Consider the following 23229-nt stretch of genomic DNA (forward strand, 5'->3'; position numbering starts at 1 on the left):
CTCATGATTCCAACGGAAGGCACCCCATGACCCCGCCGGACCCCGCCCAGCGGACCGCCGAGCCGATGATCAGTTTCCGCGGCGTGACCAAGTCCTTTGCCGGTTCCCCAGCCCCGGCCGTGGACGGCCTGAGCATGGACATCAGCCGCGGCTCCGTTACTGTCTTTGTCGGTCCGTCCGGCTGCGGAAAAACAACGTCGCTGCGGATGATCAACCGCATGGTGGAGCCCACCTCCGGGTCCATCACCGTTGACGGCACCGACGTCAGCGGCGTCAAGGCGCCGGAGCTGAGGCGGTCCATGGGATACGTCATGCAGTCCGCCGGGCTCATGCCGCACCGCACGGTGCTGGACAACGTTGCCACCGTTCCCCGGCTCCTGGGGCAGTCCAAGGCAAGCGCCCGGCTCCGCGCGGCGGAACTGCTCGACGTCGTCGGGCTCGCCTCGGCGCTGGGCGGACGCTATCCGGCCCAGCTCTCCGGCGGCCAGCAGCAGCGTGTGGGCGTGGCGCGGGCGCTCGCGGCAGACCCGCCGGTGCTGCTCATGGACGAACCCTTCAGCGCGGTTGATCCCGTGGTCCGCGCCGAGCTGCAGGAAGAACTGCTGCGCCTGCAGCGAGACCTGGCCAAGACCATTGTTTTCGTTACGCACGATATTGACGAAGCAACCATCCTCGGCGACAAGGTTGCCGTGTTTGCGGTGGGCGGGCGGCTGGCCCAGTATGCGGCGCCCGAGGAGATCCTGCGGGCCCCGGTGGATGACTTCGTGGCGGGATTCGTGGGCCGGGACCGCGGCTTCCGGCACCTGTCCTTCCAAGCCGGAGGGGACGTTCCGCTGCATCCGGTCCAGCTGCTGGATCCGGACCGGCTGGCAGATCCCTCAGTGGCGGTGACCGGAAACTGGGCGCTGGCAGTGGATGACGAGAGCCGGCCGCTGGGCTGGGTTCCGGCGCGGGACCGGGCTGCCGTCACTTCCGCGGACCGGCTGGTGCCCGGGGGATCGCTGTACCGCGAAGGTGAAAACCTGCGCAAGGCACTCGACGCCGCGCTCTCCTCACCGGCCGGGCTCGGGGTGGCAGTCGACGCCGAGCAGCGGGTCATCGGTACCGTGCGGCCCGATGAGGTGCTGGCCCTGATTGAGCAGGCCAGGCTGCAGCGGAGCGGAAGCTGACATGGAGTGGTTCCTTGCGCACACCGACCAGGTGTTCCGGCTGACCGGACTCCACCTGGTCCAGTCGATCGTGCCGCTGGTGCTCGGCGTCGTCATTGCCGTGCCGCTCGCGGCCCTGATCCGGAGCAACAGGCGGCTGCGCGGTGCGGTGCTGGCCACCGGCTCGCTGCTGTACACCATTCCCTCCCTGGCCCTCTTCGTCACGCTGCCGGCCATCCTGGGCACCCGCATCCTGGACATCAGCAACATCATCATCGCGCTGACCATCTACGCCGTCGCCCTGATGCTGCGCGTGGCCGTTGACGCCTTCGACTCCATTGACGACGGCGTGCGGCAGGCCGCAGTGGCCATGGGCTACCAGCCGCTTCGCCGGTTCCTCACCGTGGACCTGCCGTTGTCGGTTCCGGTGCTGATTGCCGGGCTGCGCGTGGTGTCGGTCAGCAACATCTCCATGGTCAGCGTGGGCGCCCTGATCGGCGTGGAGAACCTGGGCTTCTTCTTCCGGGACGGGCTGCGCCGCTATTTCGTCACCGAGATTGTGGTCGGCATCGTCGCCACCCTGGTGCTGGCCTTCCTGATGGACCTGGCGTTTGTGCTGCTGCAGCGGGTCCTGACGCCGTGGCTGCGGGCGGGCCGCTCCGGAGCTGATGCGGGGTCCGGGCAGGGAAAGCCGGCCGGCCGCGGAAGCATTGGAAGCACCGGCGGCCGAGCCGGCACCGGCGGCCCGGCGGCCGGCAGCACTCTGGCCGCGGCACCCGACGCCGCGCTGAAGGGGGCCTGACCAATGCCCGTATCCATCCCCCGCACCGACTACACCAGCACCAACGCCATGGGCCAGGGCTGGGAATGGCTCACCGACCCGGCCAACTGGACCGGAGCAGCCGGAATCCCGGTGCGCAGCCTGGAACACCTGCAGTACACCGGGCTGACCCTGCTGATCGCGGTGGCCATCGCCGTCCCGCTGGGCCTGTACATCGGCCACACGGGCCGCGGCCAGGTGGCCGTCGTCGCCGTCTCGGGCTTGCTCCGTGCACTGCCCACCCTCGGCATGCTGACCCTCTTTGTCCTGCTCGCGGGACTGGGGCTGATGCCGCCGATCTGGTCGCTGGTCCTGCTGGCCGTCCCGCCGCTGCTGGCGGGCACGTACTCCGGGATCGCCGCGGTGGACCGCAGTATCGTGGATTCCGCCCGCAGCATGGGCATGACCGAGCTGCAGATCCTGCTGCGGGTGGAAATCCCCAACGGGATGAAGGTCATCTTCGGCGGGCTGCGCGGCGCCACCCTGCAGGTCGTCGCCACGGCCGCCGTGGTTGCCGTGATCAACCTCGGCGGTCTGGGACGGTACCTCATCGACGGGCTGGCCCTGGGGGACTACGGGCGGGTCTTCGGCGGGGCGGTCATCATCGCCGTCCTTGCGCTCGCCGTCGACGGCGTCCTGGCGCTGGCGGCACGCCTGGTGATTTCGCCCGGCCTTCAGGACCGCCAAACATCCCCGGCGGCTGCCGCCGCCCCCAACGCACCCATACCGACCGGCGGCGGATCTGCCGCCGCCGGCTCACAAGGAGGAAAACAATGATGCAGCACACGCGCCGGAACTCCCGGCGGAAGGGCCTCACGGTACTGGCCGGCGGCTTCACCCTTGCCCTGGCGCTGGCCGGCTGCAGCGGCGGCGGAGGAGGCGATCCGCTGGCTTCGGAAGAACCGTCGGAAACAGCCGCTGCCGCCGCCGCGGAGACCATTGTGGTGGGTTCGGCGGACTTCCCCGAATCCAGCACCCTCGCCGAGATCTATGCCGGAGCGCTCAACGGCGCCGGAATCCAGGCCGAGACCAAGCTCAACATCGGCTCGCGGGAGATCTACCTTCCGGCGCTGGAGGACGGCTCCATCGACCTCATTCCCGAATACACCGGGGCACTGCTGGTGGGAGTGGACCCGGACACCGAACTGGTGGACGCCGGCGAGATCAACGACGCCCTGCCCGCGGCCCTGCCCGAGGGGCTGGTCATCCTGGAACCCTCCGACGCCGAGAACAAGGACGCCATGGTGGTCACCCAGGCCACGGCCGAGAAGTACCAGCTGGAAAGCATCGAGGACCTCGCCAAGGTGTGCGACCAGCTCACGCTCGCTGCACCGGCTGAATTCGCCGAACGCGCCCAGGGCCTGCCCGGCCTCGAGGAGAAGTACGGCTGCGTTTTCAAGGAGTTCACCCCCATCGGTGACAGCGGAGGTCCGCTCACCGTGGACGCGCTGCTGAAGGACGAGGTGCAGGTGGCCGACATCTACACCACCACGCCCGCCATTGAGGAAAACGACCTGGTGGTCCTGGAAGACCCCAAGCAGAACTGGCCCGCCCAGCAGGTCATCCCGCTGGCATCGGGTGAGGCCCTGACGGACGAAGCCACCGAGGTGCTGAACCGGGTTTCGGCCCAGCTGACCACCGAGGACCTGATCGAGCTGAACCAGGCCGTAAGCGGAGACCAGAAACTGGATCCCAGCGAAGCGGCCCGGATGTGGCTGGAGGAAAAGGGCTTCGCCCAGGCCGAGTAACTCCGCCGTCCAAGTGACGAAGGACCCCTTTCCGCTTCACATGAGGAAGGGGGTCCTTCGTCTGTGGCACCATGTTTGAATGGCAGAATTCAAGCAGTCGCACAAGCTCCACAACGTTCTCTACGACATCCGCGGTCCGCTGCTGGAGCACGCGCAGCGCATGGAAGCGGCCGGCCAGCGGATCCTGAAGCTGAACATCGGCAACCCCGCGCCCTTCGGATTCGAAGCGCCCGAAGCCATTCTTGTGGACATGATGCGCCATCTGCCCAAAGCCCAGGGGTACAGCGACTCCCGCGGCATTTTCTCGGCCCGCACCGCCGTCGTCCAGTACTACCAGGGCCGCGGGATCCAGAACATCGACGTCGACGACGTGTACCTGGGCAACGGGGTCAGCGAGCTGATCACGCTTTCGCTGCAGGCCCTGCTGAACAACGGCGACGAAATCCTGGTGCCTGCACCGGACTACCCGCTGTGGACCGCGTCGGTTTCACTGGCCGGCGGCACCGCGGTGCATTACCTGTGTGACGAAGACGAGCACTGGTGGCCGGACGTCGAGGACCTCGAGTCCAAGATCACCGACCGGACCAAGGGCATTGTGCTGATCAACCCGAACAACCCCACCGGGGCGGTGTATCCGGAACACATCGTGAAGGCCATCGTGGACCTGGCCCGCAAACACGGCCTGATCATCTTCTCGGACGAGATCTACGAGAAGATCCTGTACGACGACGCCGTCCACGTGAACTCCGCCACCATCACCGGCGAGGACGTCCTCTGCCTGACGTTCAGCGGGTTGTCCAAGGCCTACCGGATTGCCGGATACCGCAGCGGCTGGATGGCCATTTCCGGGCCCAAGCACGAGGCCGCCGACTACATCGAAGGCATCAACCTGCTCGCCAACATGCGCCTGTGCGCCAATGTTCCCGCGCAGCACGCCATCCAGACTGCGCTGGGCGGCTACCAGAGCATCAACGACCTGATCCTGCCCGGCGGACGGCTCAAGGCCCAGCGCGATCTGGCCCACAAGATGCTCAACGACATTCCCGGGGTGAGCTGCGAGCTCTCCATGGGTGCGCTGTACCTGTTCCCGAAGCTGGATCCGGAGGTGTACCCGATAGCCAGCGACGAGCTGTTTGCCCTGGACCTGCTCAAGCAGCAGAAGATCCTCATCTCCGTCGGCACGGCGTTCAACTGGGTGCGCCCGGATCACTTCCGGATGGTCACGCTGCCCAACGTGGAGGACATTGAGGACGCCATGATCCGGCTGGCGGAGTTCCTCAGCACCTACAAGCAGTAACCGGCGCGGTCACGGCTCACTCGGCGCGCGCCTGTTCCCGGGCCGCGTCGAGGCGCCGCCGTGCGCCCTCAAGCCATGATTCGCAGCGGGTGGCCAGCTGCTCGCCGCGTTCCCACAGAGCCAGGGATTCTTCCAGCGAGGCGCCGCCGGTTTCCAGCCGGCCGACCACCGAGACCAGCTCGTCGCGGGCCTGCTCATAGCTCATGGCCTCAATGTCGGCCGGAACTGCTGATGCTTCGTTTGCTGCGGGGTTCATTGCCGGTACTTCCTTCGGTTCGGATTCGGGGGAGGGGGATGCTTCTGTCATGCTGCGCCTTCTGCCGGGCCGGTTTCTTCAGTGGCGGTTTCTGCTGTGGCGGCGAGTTCGCCGACGGCCACCCGGATGCGCAGCTGCGCCGCCTCCGGGACCGCTGCCGCCTCCCGCACCACGGCTCCGTCGGCAAGCTGAACGACGGCGTAGCCGCGGTCCAGCGTATTCTGCGGCGAGAGCGCGCGAACCTGGGCCCGGAGATGCGAAATGCGGTCGGTGTCCCGCCGGACTTCGGAGACCATGCAGGACAGGGCGCGTTCGCGCAGGCGCGAGACGTCCTGGGCCCGCCCGTCGAGCATGGTCTGCGGCGCCGCCATCACCGGGCGCGACCGGATGTGGTTCAGCCGCTCCGTTTCCCGGCCCACGGTCAACTCCACGATCCGCCTCAGCTGAGCCCGGGCGGCGGCTATCCGGTGCAGTTCCTCGCCCACGTCCGGCACAATCCGCTTGGCGGCATCGGTGGGGGTGGAGGCGCGCAGGTCCGCCACCTCGTCCAGCAGCGGCCGGTCAGCTTCGTGGCCGATGGCGCTGACCACGGGCGTCTGTGCCGCTGAGACTGCCCGGACCAGGTCCTCATGGCTGAACGGCAGCAGGTCCTCCAGGGAGCCCCCGCCGCGGGCGATCACGATCACGTCCACCTCGGGCATGGCGTCCAGCTGCGCCAGCGCCCGGGTAACTTCGGCGACGGCGTTAACACCCTGCACTGCCACTTCCCGGACTTCGAAAGCCACTGCCGGCCAGCGCAGCGCGGCATTGCGCATCACGTCCTTCATGGCGTCGGAATTGCGGCCGGTGATCAGCCCGATGCGGCCGGGCAGCAGCGGCAGGGGGAGTTTCCGGTCCTCCCGGAACAGTCCTTCGGCTGCCAGGGACTGCCGCAGGCGTTCGATCCGGGCCAGCAGGTCACCGATTCCGACCGGGCGGATGTCCCGGGTCTGCATGGACAGCCGTCCGGTCTTGACCCAAAAGTCAGGTTTGACCTGTGCCACCACCCGGGCACCGCGCTCCAGGGGAAGCTCCAGGCGGTTCATCACCGTGCTCCAGACGGTGAGGGAGAGGGAGATCTCCGCATCGACGTCGCGCAGCGTGATGTAGGAAGCGTTGGCGCGCTTGTTCAGCTCAATGACCTGCCCCTCCACCCAGGTGGCCGGCGCACGGTCGATGTAGGTCTTGAGGTTCTTTGACAGCAGCTGCAGGGGCCAGGGATTCTCTGGAGTTGTTTCCGCAGCAGTCTTCGGAAGGCTCGTGGGAGCGGTTTCATCGGGACCGGTTGGGTCTAGGGGGTCTTGCATAAGTTAATGTCTATCAGGTGCCGCCCACAACGCGTGTCCTGAACGCGGACTGTCCGCTTCAGGAAACACCGGGCGTCAGGGCAGATGAACCATTCGGCGGAGATACGGGGAAATATCCATGCGAACATTCGGATCGGCGATTCTGGGCCTGGCGGCCGTTCTGCTGGCGGTTGCCGCCTTCTGCTCGGCCTGGCTGGCGGAACATGTGGTGTCGGACAACGGTTTTACCTCACTGGGTCAGCCGCTGGGAACGGACGCTGCTTTTCAGCAGAGCCTCTCCGAAGCGATCGGCCAGCAGGCTGCCGACAGTCTTCAGGTGCCCGCCGCCATCGAACCGTTCGTGGCGCCGCTGATCACCGGCGCAGTGCAAGGGGTGCAGTCGCTGCCCGAATACCCGCAGGCGTGGGATGAGACGCTCCGCCGCTCGCATGCCCAGACGTTCGACGGCGAAGGCGGGGTCACGCTGGACGTGGCGCCCCTGGTGGGGGTGGTGATCAACGGTGTGGGCAGTGAAACCGGAATAGAGGTGGCGCCGCCCGAGTCCTCGCCCGTCCAGCTTGCCGGGGCGGACCAGCGCCGCTACCTGGAATTGCTGGTGTCTGCGGCCGAAGCCTGGCCGTTCCTGGCGCTCGGCGCAGCAGCTGCCGCAGTCCTGTCCCTGCTGGTTGCCCGGAGCCGGACCGCGGCCCTGGCCTGGCTCGGCCTCGGTGCCCTGCTCGCCGGAGGCCTGATGTGGATCGGTGCCGGCAGTCTTCCGGCGCTCGCCGAACGGCAGACCTACGGCAGCGCGGTTTCTGAAACGTTTGCAGCGGCTTTTTCCACCGAAGCCGCAGCCAGCCTGCAGGCCTGGACAATTCCCTTCCTCCTGGGAGCAGCCGTGCTCATGGTCCTGGGACTGTTGGCACGGTCACTGCGCGGAGTACTGCGCGGGCGACGGCGATAGCCGGCGCGGTACTGCAGCGGCGGGCAAGCGGAGGGCAACGCCGCAGTGCGCCGATAGCGGACGCCGTACCCTGCCGCCGATTAGAGGCCGGGGCAACCGATAGCATGGAGTCATGACCAGCACTGCCGTATCCGTGCCTATGCCCACCGTGCCCCGCCGGCGCCGCAGCCCCCAGGAAGTGGCCGCAGCCGCCCCTGTAAGCGGCCCCCGCCGCGTCCTGCTAGCCGCACCGCGCGGTTACTGCGCCGGTGTTGACCGTGCCGTGATCGCCGTGGAGAAGGCACTGGAGGCCTACGGGCCGCCCGTCTACGTCCGCAAGCAGATTGTGCACAACCTCCACGTCGTCCAGACACTCGAGGAAAAAGGGGCCATCTTCGTCGATGAAACCGACGAGGTCCCCGAGGGATCGCTGCTGATCTTTTCCGCCCACGGTGTTTCACCCGCCGTCGTGCAGTCAGCAGCGGACCGGAACCTGCAGACCATCGACGCCACCTGCCCGCTGGTCACCAAGGTCCATAAGGAAGCAGTCCGCTTTGCCCGCGATGACTTCGACATCCTGCTGATCGGACACGCCGGGCACGAGGAAGTTGAAGGCACCTACGGCGAAGCGCCGGAGCACACCCAGATTGTCAACGGTCCCGAAGACGTGGACAAGGTCACCGTCCGGGATCCGGACAAGGTCATCTGGCTCTCCCAGACCACGCTGAGCGTTGACGAGGCCATGCATACCGTGGAACTGCTGCGCAAGCGTTTCCCCACCCTGCAGGACCCGCCCAGCGATGACATTTGCTACGCCACCTCCAACCGCCAGACGGCCATCAAGAAGATCGCGCCTGAAGCGGATCTGGTCCTGGTAGTGGGTTCGGCGAACTCCTCGAACTCCGTCCGCCTGGTGGAAGTTGCCCTGGAATACGGAGCCAAAGCCTCCTACCGCGTCGATTTCGCCAACGAGGTGGACGAGCGCTGGTTCGAGGGCGTGAGCACGGTGGGCGTGACCTCCGGCGCTTCCGTGCCGGAAAGCCTGGTGCAGGAGGTCCTGAACCTGCTGGCTGATTACGGCTACGGCGACGTCGAGGAAGTGGTCACGGCGCAGGAGGACATCATGTTCTCGCTGCCCAAGGAAATCCGCGCCACGCTCAAGGCCATGGGGGACACCTCCCGCGGTTTGGGAGGCCGGCGCGCCGGAGCCTAGCTCCGGCACCGGTATGATTGGTTACCGTGGCTCTTACTATTGGCATCGTCGGCCTGCCCAACGTCGGCAAATCAACCCTGTTCAATGCGCTGACCCGCAATAACGTTCTGGCGGCGAACTATCCGTTCGCCACCATCGAACCGAACGTCGGCGTCGTCTCGCTTCCCGATCCGCGGCTGGCCAAGCTGGCTGAAATCCACGGCTCGGCGCGGATCCTGCCGGCAACGGTGTCCTTCGTGGACATTGCCGGCATCGTCAAGGGGGCGTCCGAAGGCGAAGGCCTGGGCAACCAGTTCCTGGCGAACATCCGTGAAGCCGAGGCGATCGCCCAGGTGATCCGCGTGTTCGATGACCCCGATGTCATCCATGTGGACGGCAAGGTGGATCCCCGCTCCGACATGGAGACCATCAACACCGAGCTGATCCTTGCCGACCTGCAGACGCTGGAAAAGGCGATTCCGCGGGTGGAGAAGGAAGTCAAGATCAAGAAGCGCGACGCCGCGCAGCTGGCTGCCATGCAGGCGGCACAGACCGTGCTGGAGCGCGGCGACACCATCTTCTCCTCCGTGGAGAAGGACAAGCTGGACATGGAGCACCTGCGTGAGCTGAGCCTGCTCACCGCCAAGCCGTTCATTTACGTGTTCAACGTGGACGACGCCGTGCTGGGCAACCCGGAGCGCCAGGCGGAACTGCGCGAACTCGTGGCACCGGCCGACGCCATTTTCCTTGATGCCAAGCTTGAAGCCGACCTGGTGGAGCTGGACGAAGAAGAAGCCCGCGAAATGCTCGAGATGAGCGGCCAGGAAGAGTCCGGCCTGGACAAGCTGGCCCGCGTCGGCTTCCACACGCTGGGCCTTCAGACCTATCTGACGGCCGGTCCCAAGGAAACCCGTGCATGGACCATCCGCAAGGGCGACACCGCCCCGCAGGCTGCCGGCGTCATCCACTCCGACTTCCAGCGCGGCTTCATCAAGGCCGAGGTTGTCTCCTTCGATGACCTCGTCGAGGCCGGTTCCATGGCTGAGGCCAAGTCCCGCGGCAAGGTCCGCATTGAAGGCAAGGACTACGTCATGGTCGACGGCGACGTGGTGGAGTTTAGATTTAATGTCTAGTTCCTGACCTCTGGGAACTGCGAAGGGCCGCTAAGAACACGTGTTCTTAGCGGCCCTTCCTTTTGCTTCCGATTTCGAAGCCAAAAAACGACGAAGCCAGCATTTTGATGTACCTGAGTGGGTGATCAAAGTTTACGTGCTAGAACCGTGCCGGCTGGCTAGAACCCGCCATCGAAAGGAATATCGGGACGAGCCGAGCCCTCGACAGCGACCTTGAGCGTCACGATCCGTACGGTGTCGCGGCGGGCCGATTCTGTCTGAATTGGGCCCTCAGCACAAGCGGCGAAGTTTGTCGACTGTTTTCTCGCGGTGACTCACGACGCATTTGGGTACTGAGTGGCTCCTTTCCAGGCTAGCCACGCCCGCAGTCGGCTGCTTGCTTCAGCCTGTTCGGGGAGGCGGGCCTGTAGTCTCGAGCAAGACGGTCGTGGATTAATGAAGGGCGCAGGGAATGTGGGTTTCGAGACTCCGTGTCAACGGTGGCTTCCTCAACGGGCTAGATGTTTCGTTCGTTCGTGGGTTGAACGTTGTGATCGGTTCTCGCGGTGTCGGCAAGACTGCATTGCTCGAACTTCTGCGGCATGCACTGGGTGCTGAGCATGCCGATAAACGGCGACGTCAGCAGCGGGAACAGTTCCTTTCCGCGGTGCTGGGAGTCGGCGAGGTGATTGTCGACCTGGAAGACGACCTTGGTGCAACGCAGGTGATCGTTGATGCAAGAGGGCGCGGGCGCGACCGTGACCTGTCGCATTTTGCTCTAGTTCTCGGGCAGAGTGAGTTGGAAGAGATCGCGTCTGATGCGGCTAATCGGCTGAAGCTCCTCGACCTCCGCGCTGGCGAAGAAGCCACCGCGATGCCCCGAGACGAGCTCGGAGAGCTGACCCGAAAGATGTTCGAGCTCCGCGGGCAGTTGCAAAAGTGCGAGGAAGAGTCCCTCAAACGTGCAGGTTTGGAAGCGGACCTGCAGATCTACCGGTCGCAAGAGGAATCTCTGGTCGGAGATGCGCAAGGTCCCCTTGCCGCTCAGAGGGACATGCTTCGTGATGTAGAGGCGCGTTCGAACATGATCGTCAGACGGGGCGTAAATCTTCGGACAGCCGGAGAATTAACAGATCAGATGGGTAGTGCAGTCGACACGATTCATCAGATTCTGGTGAAGCTTGATGTGCTGGATATTGAATTCATGGCGGATGAAATCTCTCTTGCTGGGACTCTCAGCACTGTTCGCTCTAAAACTGAGTCCCTCCGAAAATCGATTGGCGTTCTTGATGAGGGTGTTTCAGGCCGCATCGCCACGGCAACCACGGAGGAGGCCAAGCTTCGAGAAACTGCCGCGCCGCTGAGGGAGAATCTAGAGCAAGCAGAGGCAGGGCTGGGGCAAATTACGGCTCATATCCGAAATGTCGATGCTCAACTGCGAGAACTCGACGACAACGACAAGAGGATCGTCGCACTGTCAACAGAGCTCCAGTCTTTGAAAAGTCAGCGAGACGCAGCGTTCGCCGCTGTCGAAGCGGAAGAAGAGCGACTGTACCGTGCGCGGCATACCGTTGCGGAATCCACGTCGCGTCAGATTGACCGCCATATTGTCGTGGTAGTCGAGCATCTTGCAGATGCGTCCGAACTACGCGATGTACTCACGGAGGGCCTTAAGGGTACACACACCAGAGCTACACTCATCGATTCGCTGGCAGCACGCGTTCTACCTAGGATGCTCTTGGAAATGGTGGAGGCACATGATGTCGATGGACTAGCTTCAGCCGGCGATCTGTCTCAGGAGCAGGCGGCTAGGGTGATCGGTGTTTTTGATTCCATGGAGGGGGTCGAACGCCTTGCAAAGGTTCGGCTAAAAGATAGTGTTGACTTCCTGCTGCGCGACGGTGCAGTGGACAAAAGCGTTGACAATTTGTCGGCTGGTCAGAAGTGCGCCGTAACCCTGCCAATCGTTCTCTCCGAGCGTGAGCGGACACTGATCCTCGATCAGCCAGAGGACCACCTGGATAACGCCTATCTCGTGGATCACGTTGTGTCAGCAATGAGTCATCGTACCGGCGACCAGGTCCAGACAATCGTGGCGACCCATAACGCGAACATCCCGGTTCTAGGGGCAGCTGGACGAGTGTTCGTCCTTGCGAGCGATGGACAGCATGGTGAAGTCCGCGACTCCGGAGCATTCGACTCACCGGCGGTCGTCTCAGCAATCACGACCATCATGGAGGGTGGACGAGACGCCTTCGAGCGACGAGCTAGGTTCTATGAAGTCCATGAGTGATCCGCTTAATTCCCAATCTGAATGGCTCGACGATTCCCTTAACTCGGACTCACCGTCGGCTAGGCTGCGAGCAGCCGCGTGGATTAAAGCCAACCCGGAGGATGTTCCGGTACGCGTACTGATACGGGCTATGCAGAACGAATCTGTGCCTCAAATTCGGCAGGTCCTCAATGACGTCTTGGCGGCGCGGGAATCACTTTCAAACGCGACGCAGTCAGATTCTGTGTCCCAGGAATTGCCCTCAAGTCGTGGGTCTGTTCCAGAACTTGCGCGCCTGATTCGACATGAGCTCTCTCCGCCGGTTGGTTGGATCCGCAAGGCAGGAAGTCGGGAAGTCAGTGACTTCAAGCGAAGTGCAACAAATGATGCGATCAATCGGCTGGAACGCCGAATCGACGCCCTGGTTGCCCTGATCCGTGAAGGATCGGATTTGGATCTTACGGAGTGCAGCTTGGAACACACCTTGCGAGACTGTTGGCCTGATCTGACCGCTACTCCGTCTTTTGTGCCTGCGCCGGATCTCGCTGGCCGCCCGGCAATGATCCTCACCGACATTGGTCTCTTGGAGGTTCTACTAGCTAACGTCTACCAGAATGCCATAGACGCGTCGCTGGAGATGGAGGAAGGGCGGTCCATCGAAGTGAGCTGGAGCATAGTGGGAGAGAGGTTTTGGGTGAGGGTGTCGAACCCGTTTGCAGGAAAGCAGTTCGACGTCGAGGACGTCGAAACAACGGGAATTTCTACAAAGAGCGGGCATCAGGGGATTGGGTTGGCTCTTATAAAAACTGCTTCCGAAAAGCTTGGTTATGGTTTCAAAATTGCGGGACGTAGCGGCGTTGCAACCTTCATACTCACGGGAAAGCGAAACTGATGACAAACCCACGTGCCGTACTAGTTGATGATGATCCGCAGCAACTGGCGGAAGCTTCGGCGACAATCGTCGATGCTGGATACGAGCTAATCACGTTCGAGTCGGTCGAGGAGGCGCTCAGCCTTGTCGAAAGCACTAACGACCTGATTGATCTTTTTGTCTTGGATCGAAAGTTGCCGATGCGTGTCGGCGAGAAAGCAGTTGATGAGTTGGGCGACGAGCTATTCCAGATCGTAACCGCCCGCCATCCCGATTCACGCGTGATCGTCTTCAGCGGCTACACGGATTTTGATCATGCGCAAAGCTCCATGGAAGGGGCTGGTCTTGTCTTCCAAGATGAGGACGTTCGGATTGATCGAGTGTCCGTGCTGCGTAAGTCCCAGTTCGACAAGTTCGACCGTTTCATTCGAGATTTGCGCGAAGTCATCGCACGCTTCGATCTGATTGAGCTTAGGACGAGTGAGGCGACTGAGTCTCGCGATAGGCGAGTTCTCCGTCGAATCGCCTATCACTACGGTGCGTCAGCGATTGCGGCGGTCCCTCTAGCCGGTGGACTGACAGGCGCAGCCGTTTGGCGCTGTGAGGTTGCAGGTCCAAATGGGTCTGTCGCCGTAATAGTAGCGAAGGTGAGTGGCTCGCTTCCAGCGGCCGGAGGGCTGCAGGACCTGCTTCCCAAGGAAGGCATAGCACGTCGTGTCGACGTTATACGGGGCCTCATGGGCGGCTCAATCATTAGCATCTTGCAGCTCGCAGGTTCGTCGACGACCCCACTGATGAACTTAATTGGTTCAGAAGACATCATGGCCGCTGAGATCATCAAGTCGCTTCGTGAGAGTCTTGACACGCTGGAACAATACCCCGCCAGACCAGTTCCGCTCCGCGACGTTGTTTGCCAGATTGTTGATTGGAACAAGTTTGAGTGTGAACTCGCATCGATCGGGCTTACCACGCCGTCGCCCGAGCTTTGGGTTACAACTTCGATGGTCATGAGCCATACCGACCTTCACGCTGCAAATATACTCGTATGTGACGGTCTACCGGTGATTATCGACTCAGATGAGAACCAATTCTCCAGTGCGCTCCGGGACCCGGCCGTCATGCTGATGTCGAGTTGGGTGCACCCGGACTCGCCACTCCTCGGCTCGGACTGGCCTTCAGTAGAGGACATCTCAGAGCGCTTTGGAGATCCAGCGTTCGCTCGAGGTTCGTTGTCTCCCGCATGGTGCGCATCTGTACTGAGTTGGATGGAGGCAAGAAGCGCTTCCTCACGCGAGTATTGGTCGGTGGTCATGGCCTATGGTGTGCGTCAGCTTCGGTTCGACAACGTCCGGTCGCAACCCGAATTGAAAGCGAAGGTTGCAGCTCTGGTCGCCCTAGCTCATAAACGCTTGGAAGAAACGTGAGAAGCCTCGGAGGTTTCGTTTCTGCACTCTCGTAGTAAGCATGGCGCGTATGTCTATCGAATTTGAGAACGTGGCTCTTCGCGGCCCCAGAACTTGAGATCGCTTTTCAGCGAGCCCCGGGTCTTACGCTTCACGCAGGCCGGTCGTGGGTGGGCCAGGCATTCCATGCACCACACCGATGTGCTTTAAGGAGAGGTTATTCCGTAACGGAACGTGGTGGAGTTCCCCTTCAACGTCTAGGGTTTGCGCCTGAATCAGTAGAAATGCCACACCTGGTGAACTTACGAGGTGTGGCATTTTCTATGTGGCATTGGCGATAATGCGCGATCCCGAATTGGCCTGCATATGAAATTGGGAGATCATTCTCTCGTCTGAAGGTGCCACGTAGCTGGGACGATAGTGCCCGACCAAGCACGGGCGCTCGGCGACACTCGTTTATGGTGGCGTCGACGCGAATTGCTGAGTGTCAGCATGGTGGGCGAAGGCCCTGTCGATCTGATTTAGAGTAAAGCAATGGGACATAAAGAACCGATGACGATCGCCAGCGCGTTGCGGCAGATCCAGAACCGACAACTTATACTTCCTGCGATTCAACGTGAGTATGTGTGGAAACCTTCTCAGATCATCCGGGTATTCGACTCTGTCATGCGCGGATACCCCGTCGGCAGCTTTCTATCCTGGAAGGTGTTGCCCGAGACAGTCGGCAAGTTTAAGTTCTATGGATTTATGACGGAGTACAACGCCTTCGACAACCGCCATAACCCGGTGATCGATATTCCCACAGACCGTGAAGTGGTCGCAATCCTTGATGGTCAACAGCGTTTGACCTCTCTCAATATCGGGCTGCGCGGGACCTACGCGTACAAGAATCACGGCGGTTGGGCGAATAAGCCGTGGTCTTATCCGGAACGCCGTCTGCATCTGAACCTGGCCAGCGAGGCCCCGGAGAACGAGCTCGGTCTAAAGTACCATTTTCAGTTTCTGACGAAGAAGGACGTTGATGCGGCGTCGGAGGACGAAAGCAAGAAATGGTTGCCTGTTGCCGAAATTTTCGACGCATCGGACACTGCAACCTTGATACAGCTGTTGGCCAAGTACGAAGTTGGTAATGACCCGGAAGCTTCAGCATTGGTCAGTAAGCTGTGGGAGGCAGTCCACAAAACCGCCAGCCTGCATTTCTACGAAGAAAACGATCAGGACATCGAACGCGTGCTGGACATCTTTGTGCGGGTCAACTCTGGCGGCACCGTCCTGTCGTATAGCGACCTACTACTGTCTATCGCTACCGCACAGTGGGAAGGTGATGCTCGAGCCGCCGTACACGGTTTGGTAGATGCTCTCAACCAAACCGGGAACGGATTCAGCTTTTCCAGAGACACGATTCTGAAGTCAGGGCTGATGATGGCTGACGTTCGGGATATTGGATTCAAGGTCAAGAACTTCACTACGACGAACATGGCGAAGCTCGAGGCTGACTGGGACGTCATGAGCAAATCGCTCCACGTCGCGGTCGGCCTACTCGGTGATTTTGGTCTATCCGATGGATCGCTCACCGCAGACAGCGTGTTGATCCCGGTGGCTTACTACATCCACCACCGTGGGCTCGATCACTCCTACCGCGAATCGCCGAAGTCTCGCGAGGACCGAGAGTCTCTCCGGTCTTGGGTTCTGAGATCGCTGATCGTGCGGGGCGTGTGGGGCTCCGGCTTGGACACCTTGCTCCGAGACGTCCGCGAGATCATCAAAAAGCATGGTGATTCCGCGTTCCCCGTGGCCGAGATCGAGCGGGCGATGTCTCGGCGAGGTAAGCCTCTCACCGTTACTGACGCCCTTGTGGACGACATCTTGAGTCTCTCGTACGGCAAGGCACGTACCTTCGCCGTACTCGCAGCGCTATTCCCGCATGTCGACACACGCAACCAGTTCCATGTAGACCACGTCTTTCCAGCCGGGCTGCTCGACAAGAAAGCCCTGCGACGTCAGAAAAAAGACGACGGTACGGCGAGGTTCACGCCAGATGAGATCGATGAGCTACTCGATCGGAGAGACCGTCTGCCGAACTTGGAGTTGCTCCCCGGTCTTGAGAACATCGGAAAGTCGGCTAAATTACCGGAGAAATGGCTGGCGGAGGAGTATCCCGCAGCGCACGATCGCAGTGCTTTCCTGGAACGCAACGCTTTACCTCGGTCGCTCCCCCTCTCCGTAGAGGAGTTTATGGATTTCTTCGACGAGCGAAGTGAGAAGCTGGCTGCTCGGATCCAGAGTTTGCTCAAGCCTCAAACCCCAGACCCCTCAAATACAGACGCGACATTCCTCGTTGACCTTGACGAGGAGCTCTCCGCAGGGGATGATTCTGACTGATGTTTCTCTCATGGTGAGGGCAGCGATGGGTTACTCAGCTTCGGAACGTGGTGGAGTTTAGGTTTAACGTTTAGATTCTTCGTCTGACTCAGTAGAAATGCCTCCCTCCGTGAACGTACGAGGGCGGCGTTTTTACGTTCAGCTTCTTGTGCCCTGCCCGTCAGCTAGTCTGCCCCTATGCAACGCAAAAGCATCGTCGTCGCGCTTGTGCTCGTCTGTGTGTCCGTGCCGACCGCGGGATGCCGTAGCGATTCTGCTGTCCCCTCGTCTCCTGCCGATTCGGTGACCCACAGTCCCGGCACGGACGAGCCCGGCGATGAATACTGGACGCCGGAGCGGATGGAAAGCGCTGTGCCCGATATGCCCACCGACGACTGAGCAGGGTTCTTCACACTTCGGAGGACCAAGCCGCAGCCCATTGCGCATGGGGGCCGGCGCACAGAGAATCAGCGCATGGGCTCTCTGACTTTCAGCATCAACGTCACCCTGGACGGTTGCATCGATCACCGGGAGGGCATCGCCGACGACGAGACGCACGCGCACTTCACCGCCCTCCTGGACCAGGCCGGTGCCATGCTTTGGGGCCGCACCACGTACGAGATGATGGAGAGCGCCTGGCCGGCGGTTGCCCGCGGGGACGTCGAAGCGCCGGCGGCGATACGCGAGTGGGCGCTCCAGCTGGAAGCGAAACCCAAGTATGTGGTGTCGGCGACACGCAGCGACTTCCCGTGGAACAACAGCCACCCCATGGAAGGCGACCTGCGCACTGCCGTGCAGGATCTCAAGGACCGAACCCCGGACGGGGTACTCGTCGGCAGCGGGAGGCTGGCGGCAGGGCTGGACCGGATGGACCTGATTGACGAGTACAGGTTCCTCGTCCAGCCCAGAATCACGGGACACGGTCCCACCCTCTACAAGGGTCTGCTCGACAGCACGCGCCGGCTCGAGTTGATCTCGGCGGTTCCGCTCAGCAACGGTGCAATCGCTGCGCACTACCGACGGGCTGCCTGAGATCCGCAGTGCAGGTGCTGCACTTCCGTCCGGAGGGTCATGCGGCCCCTGCTAGCCTCGCTTCATGCGCAAAACGTCGGCACGAACCCCCAAGGCCGCTGCAGGGGAGCGCGTACTGATCCTGTCCGCAGGGGTGGGCTCCGGGCATAACAGTGCCGCGGCGGCGGTGCAGCAGGCGTGCGCCGCGCGTGGCGACGTCGCCGAGGTGCAGGTACTGGACGTGCTGCAGGTCAGCAGCGTGCTGTATCGGGCGCTGCTGAACAAGGGCTACTTTGTCCTGGTCGAGGGCTTGCCGTGGCTGATCGACTGGGGCTACGACATCAGTGACCTTCCCTTCCGGCGCCGGGGCCCCATAGACCCCTGGACACGGATGAACTCCGTTCCGGTCATCGATGCGATTAAGCGATTCCGGCCGACCGCGATCGTGTGCACGCACTTCCTGCCCGCCCAGCTGCTGGCGTCACTGCTCCTTCGCGGCGTGACCAACGCGAGAACCGCCGTCGTCACGACGGACTATGACTTCCAGGGGCTGTCGCTTACCGGCGCGTTCCACGCGCTTTTCCTGGCCAGGGAGGAGGGACGAGTAGAGCTGATGGCGCTCGGCCTGCCCTCCGACCGCGTCGCGGCCCCGGGGATCCCGATCGCTCCACAGCTAAAGGCCCCGGCCGGGCGAAATGCAACCGAGCCTCCGATGCTGCTGATCTCCGCGGGCGCGAGCGGCGGTGACTACGCCGTTTCGGTCGTGCGGCAGACGCTGCACATGCGCTCGCCCTTCACAGCAACGGTCGTCTGCGGACGCAACGATGAGCTGCGGCAGCGTATCGAGCAACTCGTGGCGCCCGCAGGAGAGCGCTACCGTGTGCTCGGCTTCACGACGGAAATGCCACAGCTGCTGCGCCGCGCAGACCTGTTTGTGGGCAAGCCGGGAGGGCTGTCAGTGTCGGAGTGCATGGCTGCCGGGCTGCCCATGGTGCTGGTGAACCCCATTCCGGGCCAGGAGGTCCGCAACGGCGACTACCTGATGGAGCAGGGGGCGGCGGTCCGCTGCAACACTGCCGCGACCATCGGCTGGGAGTCGACGAGATACTGCGCGAGCCGGGCCGCCTGCAGCGGATGCAGGACGCGGCGCAAAGGACCGGCCGGCCTGACGCTGCGGCGGACGTGCTGTCCGGGCTGCTGGATGGGCCGTCCCGTCCGCTGGTCATAACCCGCGCGGCGCAGAAGACAATCCTCTCCGCCAGTGGGGAGCGCGTTGTCGCGACCGATCTGAGCGGACCGTCGGCACTGGTCCGGTTGATCGACCCGGCGACGGGCAGCACGGTCGCTTTGCTGCAGGCCGAGGAACTGGAGGATTTGCAGAAGCGGTACGGGACCCCGGAGGGGGGCCTGGTGCTGCGGCGCAGCCAGGCGCTGCGGTCGCTCAGGTGGGAGGAGCGGCGGTTGCTCCGCGCCATTCTGCGGGGGGATGACGCCCTGCCTGTCCGTGTTGAGAGATCCCGTCCGCACCGGCCGGTTCCGCAGGGCGCCGTAAGCGGACCGCACCTGCCCAGCTGACCGGGCTGTGCTGGCCGGCAAGCAGGGCCCAGTTCCCGGGGCGGGGGGACCAGCGCCGGGTAGCAGGATCGCGCTTCAGTGTAGGCCCCGCATCCAGGGCGACCCGCACCGTTGTCTCCGCGCCGGGCTGCAGCGTCACCTTCCGGAACCCCAGGAGCTGAGCCACCGGCCTGGGAACCGATACATCCGCAGCGTAGACCTGAACAACAGTGGAGCCCGTGCGGTTACCGGTGTTCGTGACGAGCACATCCGCGGTGCCGCCCGCGTCGTCGAAGCGATGCCCGAGAAGCCCGTGCTCGATCGTCGTGTAGCCCAGACCGAACCCGAACGGGAACGCCGGCGCGTGTCCGTCGCTGTCGAGCCGGCGTTGGCCCCACTTGTTGTCGTAGACGACGGACTTCGCCGCGCGGTCAAACTGCGGCAGATGCGCGGCGTCCGTCGGCAGCACAAACGGCAGCCGCCCGCCGGGCTCCGCAGCGCCGGTCAGCACGTCCGCGAGCCCGCGGCCGCCCTCCATGCCGCCGTACCAGGCGATGACCAGCGCGGGCACATGCTCCCGCCATTCCTCCGTGAGGATCGCGCTGCCGCCAATCAGCACGACGACGGTCCGCGGGTTCGCGGCCACGACGGCGCGGATGAGACGCACATCGGACGGGCGCAGATCAAGGGAGCTGCGGTCGCCGCCTCGGACGAACCGCGACGCCAGATGCGCCAGACCGATGACGACCCGACGGAGGGGACCCGCGCCAAAGGTCCGGCCGAGCACACCGACGTCGACGCCGCCGGTGACCACGGACTCGCCCTCGTCGTGCTGGTCCAGGCCGACGACGACGATGGCTGTGTCCGCAGCGGCCGCCAGCGCGGCGGCGGCGCGCTCGTTCCGGCCTGCGGCGGTCGTGATGCGCACCCCTGGAAGCGCCTCGCGCAGCCCCTGCAGCGGCGAAACCGTGGAGGGAGGGCGGACGCGTGAGGAGCCGTGGTCGCCCAGGTTTGCCCGGGCCGCCAGGCGTCCGATCACCGCGAGATGCGAGGCGGCGGGTGCCAGCGGCAGGAGCGGTGCCGCGCCGAGGGTTTCATTCTTCAGCAGCACGATTGACTCCGCGGCGACACGGCGGGCAAGAGCCCGGTGCGCCGGGGAGGCGATCAGGGCGACGCCGGGCTCCGCCAACTCCCGGGTCGCGGCGTGGAGCACGCTGCTGCGCAGGATGCGGCGCGCGGACTGCAGCACGGTGGCGCGGGCCAGCTTTCCGCTCCGCAGTGCGGCCGGCAGATCACGGGCACGATGCAGCCGCAGCGGCATCTCCACGTCCATTCCCGCCTGCAGGCTGGCGAGGGCGTCGTGGGTGCCGAAGACCCAGTCGCTTGTCACGAACCCCGGGAAGCGCCACTCGTGCCGCAGCACATCGGTGAGCAAGGCGTGATTGACATCCATATACTCGCCCCGCACCCGGTTGTAGGAACTCATCACCGAGTCGGCGCCGGCGTCCACAACGGCCTTGAAATGCGGCAGGTACACCTCGTGCAGGGCATGCTCGTCGACCGACACATCGACCTCGAAGCGCTCGTCCTCCATCGAGTTCAGCGCGAAGTGCTTCACGCACGCCATTGCGTGCATGCGCACACCCCGGGTCATCGCCGATCCCATCCGGCCGGTGAGCACCGGATCCTCCCCGTAACACTCCTGTGCCCGGCCCCACGCGGGGTGGCGAAGCAGGTTTACGCAGACGGAGGCGGAGTAGTTGGCTCCCCGCGCCCTGGTCTCCAGGCCCACGGCGAGCCCGACCCGCTCCTCCAAAGACGGATCCCAGGTCGCGGCCCGCGCCATGGTCACGGGGAAGGCGGTGGAGGCGCCGATGACGACGCCGCGGCCGCCGTCGCTGAACCGGACTCCCGGGACGCCCAGCCGCGGGACCGCCCCGGCCACGAACGGCCGCCGGCGCAGCAGCATCGGGATGAACGGGAGCAACACTGCTGGGGAGTCGCCGTCGAGCAGTCCGAGGAGCTCCCTCCCCGTCATCCGGGCGATCAGCTGCTCGGCTGCTTCATCCGCGTCCAGCTCGCCGGTCCGGACTGCCCGGACTGCTTCGCCGTAGGCGCCCGCCGTCGTCATCTCCATGGATAAGATTCTGTACCCTGCGTACGTACCGGCGCGCGCTTCGCCTCAGCCGCCGAAGCCTAGCCGGCACGGCTCCAGAGAAAGTAGGCCTCGGCGAGCTGTGCCGGAACTCCCGGAGCTGCTTCGCGGATGGCCGCCACCTGCGGGCGCGTGATCGTGGCCACCGCAACAACAACCCCGAGAGCCGTGATGCTCCTTTGCACGGCGTTCCTGCGCTTCAGAATCGTCAGCAGCTCGTCCAGGGCGGTGAGGGCGGGCTGTTGGACCTGAACAAGCGGCGGCGCTTCTCCTGTACCTGTTCCTGTTCCTGTACCCGCCTGCAGGCCAAGACCATCGGTCAACGCCCCGAGCTCCATGTCCATCAGCCCGGCCAACAATCCCTTCCACGCCTCCGCCGGGTCCTTATCAACCGCGCCGCGGGCTTCAGCCACGAGCTCCAGGATCTCCCGCACCATATCGTCGATCACGGCTCGGATGAGGTCATCGCGGGATGGAAAGTTGCGGTACAGCGTCGCAATACCGACGCCGCTCGCAGCAGCCACTGCCTCCAAAGCCACATCACCGCCCCGCTCGGCAAACACGTGCCTCGCATGACCGATGATCGCTTCCCTTCGCTGAGCAGCGTCAGCCCTCATGCCAGCTCCTTCAAGTTGACTCCCAGTCTAAACCGGAGGAACATCATCCAGTAAATCGGAGGAAATCCCTCCATATACGTTTGAAGGATCCATGACTACTCAAGCGCCGGCATCCGGCTCCCATCGAAAGCACGCAGCCATCTGGGCGGGCCTGACCATCGGGCTCTCCGTCATTCTGCTTGCACTTCTCATGCTCTTCATCTCTCCCTCCCTCCTTTCCGGGCCGCGGGACTTGGGCCTGGGCGTGGTCGGAACACAGGAGAATGCAGCATCGGTCTCGGAAACCCTGGAGTCCCAGTCACCAGGGGCTTTCATCGTCCGGGCCTATGAAGGTCCCGACGACCTGGAGCAGGGAATCCGGGACCGGGAAATCGTCGGCGGCTTCGACTTCTCAGGTCCGGACGACATGCACGTATACGTGGCAAGTGCCGGCTCGACGGCGGTGTCCGGAACAGTCAGCAACGTCGGCGCCACAATGGCGGGCAGTATGGGGCAGACGGCGGAGATCGTGGACGTGGTTCCGCTTCCTGATGACGACCCGACGGGTGTCGGCATCGGAGGCCTGGCCTTTCCGCTGGTGTTCGGCGGCATTGTGCCGGCTGTGGCGTTCCGTTCCATGCTGTCCGGACAACGCTGGTGGATCTTTGCCGGGCTCACCGGCTTTGCAGTGGCAGGAGGGTTCGTCGTCGCGGTGGTTCTGAAGTACCTGTTCGGCAGCATTGAGGGTCCGCTGGTCCCGGTTGCGGCCAGCGTTGCCCTGGGCATTGCAGCGCTTGCGCTTCCGCTGGCCGGTCTCAATGAGTGTTTTGGTGCGAAGGGCTTCACTATCGCCGCTATGTCCATGATGTTTGTAGGCAATCCCTTTGCCGGAATCGCCACCAGCGCCCAATGGCTTCCAAGCGGTGTTGCGATGATCGGCCAGCTCCTGCCGCCGGGCGCTGCCGGCACCCTCGTCCGCGCCGTGGCCTATTTCGACGGCGCCGGCGGAGGCGCTGCGGCTCTGACGCTGGGAGTCTGGGTTCTGGCGGGGGCTGTGCTGTGGTTTAGCGGCCCGCGCATCACAGCCGCCAAGGCCAGGAAAGAGGCAGCACAGCCGGCTGCCTAGGAACACGCCTGGAGTGCGTCAGTTGGGCTGCCCCGGCCC

At 63.6% G+C, this 23229-nt stretch carries 19 protein-coding genes; 15 read left to right on the forward strand and 4 right to left on the reverse strand.

Translation table 11 applies throughout. From position 1 onward, the window contains the following. Positions 1 to 65 precede the first annotated feature (65 nt). The 5 genes from WKB88_RS05025 (at position 66) to WKB88_RS05045 (ending at position 5013) form a co-directional block, all read left to right on the forward strand. Entirely contained in the window at positions 66 to 1169 is a 1104-nt protein-coding gene (locus WKB88_RS05025; protein WP_341393739.1) for an ABC transporter ATP-binding protein, read from the forward strand. A gap of 1 nt (position 1170) precedes the next feature. After that, positions 1171 to 1950 (forward strand): ABC transporter permease, encoded by a 780-nt coding sequence (locus WKB88_RS05030; protein WP_341393444.1) that lies wholly within the window; start codon positions 1171 to 1173, stop codon positions 1948 to 1950. A 48-nt stretch (positions 1951 to 1998) separates the two neighbouring features. Next, the gene (locus tag WKB88_RS05035) at positions 1999 to 2745 is read left to right on the forward strand and encodes an ABC transporter permease (protein ID WP_341393740.1); all 747 of its coding nucleotides are present in this window, start codon (positions 1999 to 2001) and stop codon (positions 2743 to 2745) included. After that, positions 2742 to 3716 (forward strand): ABC transporter substrate-binding protein, encoded by a 975-nt coding sequence (locus tag WKB88_RS05040; protein ID WP_445818870.1) that lies wholly within the window; start codon positions 2742 to 2744, stop codon positions 3714 to 3716. The genes WKB88_RS05035 and WKB88_RS05040 overlap by 4 nt, the downstream gene beginning before the upstream one ends. 79 nt (positions 3717 to 3795) lie before the next feature. Next, a complete protein-coding gene (locus WKB88_RS05045; RefSeq protein ID WP_341393445.1) occupies positions 3796 to 5013 on the forward strand; it encodes a pyridoxal phosphate-dependent aminotransferase in 1218 nt (405 codons plus the stop codon). A gap of 16 nt (positions 5014 to 5029) precedes the next feature. On the opposite strand, the gene WKB88_RS05050 is transcribed toward WKB88_RS05045, so the two are convergent. Together WKB88_RS05050 and xseA are read right to left on the reverse strand one after the other, a co-directional pair. Further along, complete coding sequence (locus tag WKB88_RS05050; protein ID WP_152219660.1) at positions 5030 to 5269, reverse strand: exodeoxyribonuclease VII small subunit; 240 nt, start codon at positions 5267 to 5269, stop codon at positions 5030 to 5032. Between the two features lie 47 nt (positions 5270 to 5316). Continuing rightward, positions 5317 to 6615, reverse strand: a complete 1299-nt coding sequence (gene xseA / locus WKB88_RS05055) for an exodeoxyribonuclease VII large subunit (RefSeq protein WP_341393446.1) — start codon at positions 6613 to 6615, stop codon at positions 5317 to 5319. A gap of 118 nt (positions 6616 to 6733) precedes the next feature. On the opposite strand from xseA, the gene WKB88_RS05060 reads away from it, so the two are divergent. The 9 genes from WKB88_RS05060 (at position 6734) to WKB88_RS05100 (ending at position 18987) form a co-directional block, all read left to right on the forward strand. Continuing rightward, entirely contained in the window at positions 6734 to 7558 is an 825-nt protein-coding gene (locus WKB88_RS05060; protein ID WP_341393447.1) for a hypothetical protein, read from the forward strand. A 112-nt stretch (positions 7559 to 7670) separates the two neighbouring features. Further along, the gene (locus WKB88_RS05065) at positions 7671 to 8750 is read left to right on the forward strand and encodes a 4-hydroxy-3-methylbut-2-enyl diphosphate reductase (protein ID WP_341393448.1); all 1080 of its coding nucleotides are present in this window, start codon (positions 7671 to 7673) and stop codon (positions 8748 to 8750) included. A 26-nt stretch (positions 8751 to 8776) separates the two neighbouring features. Beyond that, positions 8777 to 9862: a redox-regulated ATPase YchF gene (gene ychF / locus WKB88_RS05070; RefSeq protein ID WP_341393449.1), complete on the forward strand. Its 1086-nt coding sequence runs from the start codon at positions 8777 to 8779 to the stop codon at positions 9860 to 9862. 520 nt (positions 9863 to 10382) lie between these two features. Next, on the forward strand, positions 10383 to 12134 hold the full coding sequence (locus tag WKB88_RS05075) for a hypothetical protein (protein ID WP_341393450.1): 1752 nt from the start codon (positions 10383 to 10385) through the stop codon (positions 12132 to 12134). Then, positions 12127 to 13005, forward strand: coding sequence for a GHKL domain-containing protein (locus WKB88_RS05080; protein WP_341393451.1), 879 nt, complete (start codon positions 12127 to 12129; stop codon positions 13003 to 13005). Before WKB88_RS05075 ends, WKB88_RS05080 begins: the two co-directional genes overlap by 8 nt. Next, entirely contained in the window at positions 13005 to 14408 is a 1404-nt protein-coding gene (locus WKB88_RS05085) for a hypothetical protein (protein ID WP_341393452.1), read from the forward strand. Before WKB88_RS05080 ends, WKB88_RS05085 begins: the two co-directional genes overlap by 1 nt. Before the next feature lie 513 nt (positions 14409 to 14921). Beyond that, positions 14922 to 16769 (forward strand): DUF262 domain-containing protein, encoded by a 1848-nt coding sequence (locus tag WKB88_RS05090; RefSeq protein WP_341393453.1) that lies wholly within the window; start codon positions 14922 to 14924, stop codon positions 16767 to 16769. 453 nt (positions 16770 to 17222) lie between these two features. Beyond that, complete coding sequence (locus tag WKB88_RS05095) at positions 17223 to 17780, forward strand: dihydrofolate reductase family protein (RefSeq protein ID WP_341393454.1); 558 nt, start codon at positions 17223 to 17225, stop codon at positions 17778 to 17780. A gap of 64 nt (positions 17781 to 17844) precedes the next feature. Continuing rightward, positions 17845 to 18987, forward strand: coding sequence for an MGDG synthase family glycosyltransferase (locus tag WKB88_RS05100; RefSeq protein ID WP_341393455.1), 1143 nt, complete (start codon positions 17845 to 17847; stop codon positions 18985 to 18987). Positions 18988 to 19200: 213 nt separating this feature from the next. On the opposite strand, the gene WKB88_RS05105 is transcribed toward WKB88_RS05100, so the two are convergent. Then, positions 19201 to 21450, reverse strand: a complete 2250-nt coding sequence (locus WKB88_RS05105; RefSeq protein WP_341393456.1) for a beta-glucosidase — start codon at positions 21448 to 21450, stop codon at positions 19201 to 19203. Between the two features lie 59 nt (positions 21451 to 21509). Beyond that, positions 21510 to 22085, reverse strand: a complete 576-nt coding sequence (locus tag WKB88_RS05110) for a TetR/AcrR family transcriptional regulator (protein ID WP_341393457.1) — start codon at positions 22083 to 22085, stop codon at positions 21510 to 21512. A gap of 91 nt (positions 22086 to 22176) precedes the next feature. Here WKB88_RS05110 and WKB88_RS05115 point away from each other — a divergent pair, with 91 nt between their 5' ends. Next, positions 22177 to 23190 carry a hypothetical protein gene (locus tag WKB88_RS05115; protein WP_341393458.1) on the forward strand — a complete coding sequence of 338 codons (1014 nt, stop codon included), beginning with the start codon at positions 22177 to 22179 and terminating at the stop codon, positions 23188 to 23190. Positions 23191 to 23229 lie beyond the last annotated feature (39 nt).

This window comes from Arthrobacter sp. G119Y2 (genome assembly GCF_038069765.1).
Lineage (GTDB): Bacteria > Actinomycetota > Actinomycetes > Actinomycetales > Micrococcaceae > Arthrobacter_B.